This window comes from Okeania sp. SIO2F4, from assembly GCF_010672385.1.
Lineage (GTDB): Bacteria > Cyanobacteriota > Cyanobacteriia > Cyanobacteriales > Microcoleaceae > Trichodesmium.
The window spans coordinates 1-6,647 of record NZ_JAAHGT010000528.1 but is presented as its reverse complement, the minus strand read 5'-3'; the positions used below and the strand labels follow the sequence as shown (position 1 = coordinate 6,647).

Here is a 6,647-nt window from a genome sequence, read left to right as displayed (position 1 = left end):
ATTTGACCGAGAAGGATATACTGATTTTCCTACTTATCAAGAATTAGGGAATAGGGAATAGGGAATAGGGAATAGGGAATATGGAATAGGGAATAGAATTATTTTTGGGAATTGGTATAAGTTTTCTATATGTACTTTTAAGGTAAGTATTCAGCTATTAGCTATCAGCTCTCAACAAGAAGACCCCGTTTTTAAGGATGTGGTTTAAATAAATAGGGCTTGCTGATTAAATATCAAAGTATTTACTCAAACAAGGTTTGAGCAATTTTAAACCCGTAAAAAGTGCAAGCTTTTGGGTGGATAAAGCCGAAAAGTGAGGATTTTAGGGTAATGGGAGGCAGAAAAATCACTTTGATTATTATGAATGGCCATTCTCTATAACTCCCATTTATCCAGACTCTTAACTACTCCCTACTCCCTACTCCCTACTCCCTACCTCAACAAAAAGACTTTCCAAAAGCAAACCCTAAATATTGACTCTAAGCTCAAGGGAGGTGGCTTTTATAGTTAAGATGTAATTATGGCTCAATTCATAAAGCTTTTATCCGGCAAAAAAGTAATAGCTAATAGCTGATGGCTGACGGCTGAATGCTTACCTTTTAAGTATATTTAAAAGTGGAAATTCAGTCTATAAATACTGCCTTATATTATCTTTATGAAGCTAATAGCTGAGACCTAAAAGCTAAATAGGGTTTGCGGAAAAAAGCAGAGTGTAGGAAGTGTCGGGAGTGTGGGGAAAGTTAGGAGATCGAATCTTGTCTGCTCAAAATACTAACTTTTTTAGCTTTTTAGGCCGAAAAGCTGACACTTTTTTCGACCTAAAAAGGCACTTGCCTTTATCTGTCAATGCTTTGAGAGTTAATCACCAAACCCTAAATACTGATTAATTCTCAAATAATTATTTATTAGAATTACCGCTAATAACTTCTCGGACTCGATAAATTGGGCGTGCTTGAGATTCGTGATAAGTTCGCATGAGTAGTTCTGCCAATAAACCAAAACTAAATAATTGTAAACCAGCTAGTAATAAAACAACAACCAAAATTAGTAGAGGGCGATCGGCAATATTTTCTCCAAAGCCAAGTTTCAAAATCGTTAAATAGAGACCAAAAAATAATCCTAACCCCCCAGAAATTAAACCTAACATTCCAAAAACGTGCATAGGTCTCGTGAGGAATTTCTTCATAAAAAATACTGTTAACAAATCCATTACAACTCGGAAAGTTCGCCCTAAACCATACTTACTTTTACCGTAGCGACGAGCATAGTGATTAACAGGCATTTCTGTAATTCTTGCTCCTTCAATAAAAGCTAAAGCTGGTAAAAATCTATGTAATTCACCATAGAGGTTCATATCAGCAATCAATTCCAAACGATAAGCTTTTAAGGAACAACCATAATCATGTAAATTTACTCCTGTTACTCTGCCAATTATCCAATTAGCAATTTTAGAAGGAAGTAGTCGGGTAACAGCATCATCTTGCCTATTTTTCCGCCACCCACTCACTAAATCATAACCTTCATCCAGCTTAGATAATAATAGTGGAATATCAGCCGGATCATTTTGTAAATCTCCATCCAAAGTCACAACTACTTTACCAATAGCATACTTAAACCCTGCTGCCATAGCTGCAGTTTGTCCATAATTTCGACGGAGAATTACTGCTTTTAAATCTGTACGTTTTTCAGCTAATTCTGTGAGGAGTTTTGTCGAACCATCCTGAGACCCATCATCTACACAGATAATTTCGTAGGTAAGTTGATTTTCTTTTAAAGTAGTAGAAATAGTTTCCAGTAGTTGAGGAATACTATCTACTTCATTGTGAATAGGTGTTACTATAGATATATTTATTTGATCGGGGGAGTTTTTCTCTAAACCCATCTCTTGAGTGGATATATAGTTACTCATTTTTATTAGCTACCAGGGATAAATTTTTGTTTTAGTCTATCATAATCACTTAAATTTTTGACTGAGTGTTCGTACCAGCAAAATTAGTAAGAATTTGAATACAGACTACTCTAATGTTCACTGTTCCTTAGAAAATTAATCTTTTATGATACATTTTACAGTATAGAATATGGGTTTCTAGGGCGATCAACTTATGTAATCTCTTTTGTCTATATTTGCGACTGTTCACTCTTAGTGCTGATTTATCAAGAAATATTAAGAGGTTAATTTTACTGCTATACATCAGTTGAGTGAGTTATGGTTCAGTAGAGCATTAATTCCTGGAATATAGGTGACATAAAATAATAGTTGAAACTAAGTTTATGAATCAACTATTAATTTAAACTTGCTTTTCATTTTTGTTATTTAGTTATTTTGGGATATTAACCAAAAGAGATTTAATTATCAAAAAAATCTGATGAAGATGAATCTTTCATTTCTTCTATAACTTTCTTTGGCAGACTGCGACGACGACGATACCAAGTTGCACCTCCTACTAACATTGCAATTAGACTTAATGCTCCAACTAAAGGTAAAATGTCACCTGTTTTTAATGCTGTTAAACCAGAACTTCCTAACATTACAAAAGGCAAAACACCAGGTAAAGTTCCCAAGATAGTGCCTAATAGATAATCTTTAAAACTAACAGATGTTAAACCAGCAGCAAAATTTACTAAACCATAAGGAATAATTGGCAATAAACGAATAGCAAACATATAAAATAATCCTCCCTGACGCATTTCAGCATCCATTGCTTGCCATCTTCCAGCCAACTTTTGAGAAATCCATTCTCGACCTACAGTACGAGAATAATAAAATGCGATAATTGCAGCAATAATTGCTGCTAAACTTGTCCATAATGTACCTATCCAGGGTCCAAAAATTGCGCCTCCAGCTAAATTAAGTGCTGTAGAAGGTAAAACTAAGATAGTTGCTATTGTATAAATAACTATATAGATTATTGGTGCCCAAATACCTGCTTGTTCTAGCCAAGTTTGAACTTGTTCTGGAGCCAAACCTCCCAATAAATAAGCTGTTATTCCCGTGGCAATTATACAAATAATTGTCAGGAGAAAAATACCAGTTTTAAAATTGAACATTAAATCTCTACTCCAACTTATTCTTTTTCTCTTGTTTATTTAATAACAAAAAGTTTGAGACTATTTATTGCTGGTAATCTGATTTTTAAATCCATAACTTTCTCTGACTAAATAAAGAGGTCTTCTCTTAACCTCATAGTGAATGCGACCTAAATATTCGCCCAAAATTCCCAGAGATAATAACTGCATACCACCTAAAAATAAGATAGCTACGATTAATGAAGCATAACCAGGTACATCAATTCCAAATATAAAAGTCCGAATCACTAAAAAGGTAGCATAAATAAATGAAATTAAAGAAATTGATATGCCAATATAACTCCAAATTTTTAGAGGTTTAGAACTAAAAGCAGTAATACCTTCAATTGCAAAATTCCAAAGCTTCCAATAATTCCATTTTGTTTGACCTTTGAAACGAGGATCTCGGTCATATAATATTGAAGTTTGTTGATAACCTACCCACGAAAATAAACCTTTCATAAAACGGTTAGTTTCTGGCAACTTTTTGAGAGCTTCTACCACTTTTCGATCCATTAATCTAAAGTCGCCAGTATCGGGTGGAATTTTTACAGAAGTTAGCCCCTGAATTATCCTGTAGAAATTTTGAGCTGTGAATTTTTTGACCCAACTCTCCCCTTGTCGCGATCGCCTAGTTGCGTAGACCACATCATATCCTTCTTGCCACTTAGCTATAAGTTCTCCAATTAATTCTGGTGGGTCTTGCAGATCGGCATCTATAGGTATAATTGCATCTCCTGTTGTATAGTCAATACCTGCTGTTAGTGCAATTTCTTTACCAAAGTTACGAGAAAAGTTTACTACTTTAATTGTGGGATTACGTTGATGATATTCTACTAATAACTTGAGAGTATTATCTTTACTACCGTCATTAACACAGACTATTTCATAAGTCATTTCTAGAGGCTCCAATACTGATATTAGCCGTTCAAACAAATAATCAATATTTGGCTCCTCGTTGTAACAAGGAATTACTATAGAAAGTTGTACATTTTCTTCTGTTATAAACATATTAAACCCAAGTAATGTAGAGTTAACGGTAGTGCCCCTGGGTTGGTCATCAATTAGAGATTAGAAGCTTTGTCAGTCAGGGTTTTTAGCTTCTGGAGTCTTTCAAGGCAAAAAGACCAAAACTCTTGCCAAATAGCCCTTTCAGATTGAATTGATGATATGCTCTAATCTATTTTATTATTTATTAGTTAGAAAAATTAACTTTTTCATAAGTAATAACTACTCATAGCCATAGCAAAAGCTTGTACAGAATATGTCAGACAAATGATGCACAAGGAGCGAATAGTAAATCTCTTGTAGTGCAGGAATATTGCCCGCTAAATATGTACCTCATAATAGCGGGAAGTGCTGTATCCCCTAAAAATTTACCTTTGTCAAATATATTCATATTCTGCCATAAATAGGATTATTTTTATAGAAAACTACCTAGGGCACGAGATTTTATTTTTTCTTTTGTACTATCTTCCATTCCTCTTTCAATAGTCATAATTTATTTAATTAATTTGATAAAGATAGTAAGTGCTATCTTCTTTGATTATTGTCATTGTTTTGTCATTCACAGTCTTCTTCTTTTTTTTAGAAGGGTAAACTTTAAAAGTACTTGGATTTAAGCCAAACTTACCAGACATATAATAATCACCAGCAGTGCAATTATCTGAGAATTTTAAGTTATTTGCTGTTACAAACTGATCGGTATATTGATAGAGGCGTAAATTTTTAGATAATCCTTGTGGATGACAAAATGTTGACTTTTCTGGAAGAGTATCAAGAACTTCTGCGATGGTATTAGTTGCTAGTATTTGATTTTTGCCTATATGGCTGTTGATGTAGTTAATACTTAGTCTCAGATTATTGAAGATAGAAAAACATAATGGAAGTACGATGATAATTAAAATTATTTTTTCTAATGGTTTAGATATGTTCAAATAAGCTATACTTGCTGGGGTCAAAAATAAAGGCAAACAATATATTAATAATTTGTAAAATACAGGGTTATAGGTTTTTTCTTGATCCGCAGACGAATACGCAAGAAAAAATAGAATTGAAGTTGCCAATACAATCAGGTAAATATTCTTATTACCTCTAAATTTAAGTAATCCAACTAACAAAATAATACTCAGAAAAGTAACTGACAAAATAGAAAACATTAATAGTCTTCTAGAATCAGCCATAAAGTAAATATCGTTCCCCAAACTAAAGTAAGATTTTATGATTGTGATTATTCTTTCCCACAAATTTAAGGAATATTCTTCATCACTACTTACATTCCTAACAAGGGAAATAATTCCGATTGTATTTATCCAGTTACGTTGTACTTCGCCTATCCAATAGGGTAATAAAGTTATAATAGAAGACAACACAGCATATAAACATAATACTAAGCACTTCGGGTTTCTATTATTTTTGAAAAACCAATAGATACAGCTAATTATAAAAACTACTGGCATCACGAAAAGAGCAGAGAAATGTAAACTTACTAGAATAGCTAAGACTATACCGTAACCTATCCAAGATAAAACAGAACTAATATAATTTTTAGGCTGACTTAGTTGATAGTTATACAGCCAAATAAAGAGAAGAAGAAAAAATGGAATAGAACCAGGATTACCTGCAAGACTCTCGCCAGAATTCATCCCCATATTTCGGACCAAGACACTATACCAAAAGCCAATTAAACTAGCGATAAAAAATCTTTTTGAAATCTCTATTCCTTCCAATAGTTGGTAGATTACTGCAACAAGTAAAGGAATACTTAGAAAGGTGAAAAATGCGTTAGGAAAAGCTTGAATTGATAATTGGCTACTTAAAATAGTGAAGGGAAAGACTAAATAAAAGTAGAGGGGAGGCAGGTAAACAAAATCTCCCCAAAGAAATTTCCACGCTGAGTGGGGTCCAAGAGTTGGAAATTTCCCTTGCCAAATTTCCATAGTTGCATAAGCATCTCGTATTTGATCGCCAGTTAAAATAGAAAACTGAACAACACCAACTATCCTAATGAATAAACCAAAGACTAGAGATAGAAACAATAATATTGACCCAAATAAAAGCCACTTATCTAATATAATTAGAGATGTCTTTTTCAGTATATTTTTCATAACAAATTTACCTTGCAAATATTTAGAATATTGGCAAAGCCAGGTAATTAAGTTGAGCGTGGCACAAAATAGATGTGGTAATTAACTTTGGGAAGAGAAATACAAATAAATTAATTTACGAGACATATCTTTGTCTCCCATTATGTTAATTTTAACTATTCCCCCTTCAATTAAATAAGGTGGAAAAGATAATTTAGGGACCATCTTAGATGTTTTATATAAAAACTCTTTCAAACTTGTTTCTTGTGTCACAAGCTGACCCAATCACTTAACTTCTCTAAATTTTGACAAAACATTCTTCTAGCTTCTGATTCAGTTTCCGGAATAAATCTAAAAACTGGATAATTATGGAATAATTTGACTTGCTACTTGAAATATATGGTTTGATCGACTAAGAATTTTTATTATTGCTTCAAGCAAATTTATACCAGTAACTCGCAAGTATAATAATACTAAAAATACTAATAATTACAC

At 33.0% G+C, this 6,647-nt stretch carries 4 protein-coding genes; all 4 read right to left on the bottom strand.

Annotated elements, in window-relative coordinates:
• Nucleotides 1-898: 898 nt before the first annotated feature.
• The 4 genes from F6K22_RS26615 to F6K22_RS26600 all read right to left on the bottom strand — a co-directional run bounded on the left by F6K22_RS26615 (nt 899) and on the right by F6K22_RS26600 (nt 6,173).
• The gene (locus F6K22_RS26615) at nt 899-1,882 is read right to left on the bottom strand and encodes a glycosyltransferase family 2 protein (protein WP_483244162.1); all 984 of its coding nucleotides are present in this window, start codon (nt 1,880-1,882) and stop codon (nt 899-901) included.
• 464 nt (nt 1,883-2,346) lie between these two features.
• Nucleotides 2,347-3,048, bottom strand: a complete 702-nt coding sequence (locus tag F6K22_RS26610; RefSeq protein WP_293105002.1) for a TVP38/TMEM64 family protein — start codon at nt 3,046-3,048, stop codon at nt 2,347-2,349.
• Between the two features lie 60 nt (nt 3,049-3,108).
• Complete coding sequence (locus tag F6K22_RS26605; RefSeq protein ID WP_293105000.1) at nt 3,109-4,077, bottom strand: glycosyltransferase family 2 protein; 969 nt, start codon at nt 4,075-4,077, stop codon at nt 3,109-3,111.
• Nucleotides 4,078-4,571: 494 nt separating this feature from the next.
• Nucleotides 4,572-6,173, bottom strand: a complete 1,602-nt coding sequence (locus tag F6K22_RS26600) for a hypothetical protein (RefSeq protein ID WP_293104998.1) — start codon at nt 6,171-6,173, stop codon at nt 4,572-4,574.
• Nucleotides 6,174-6,647 lie beyond the last annotated feature (474 nt).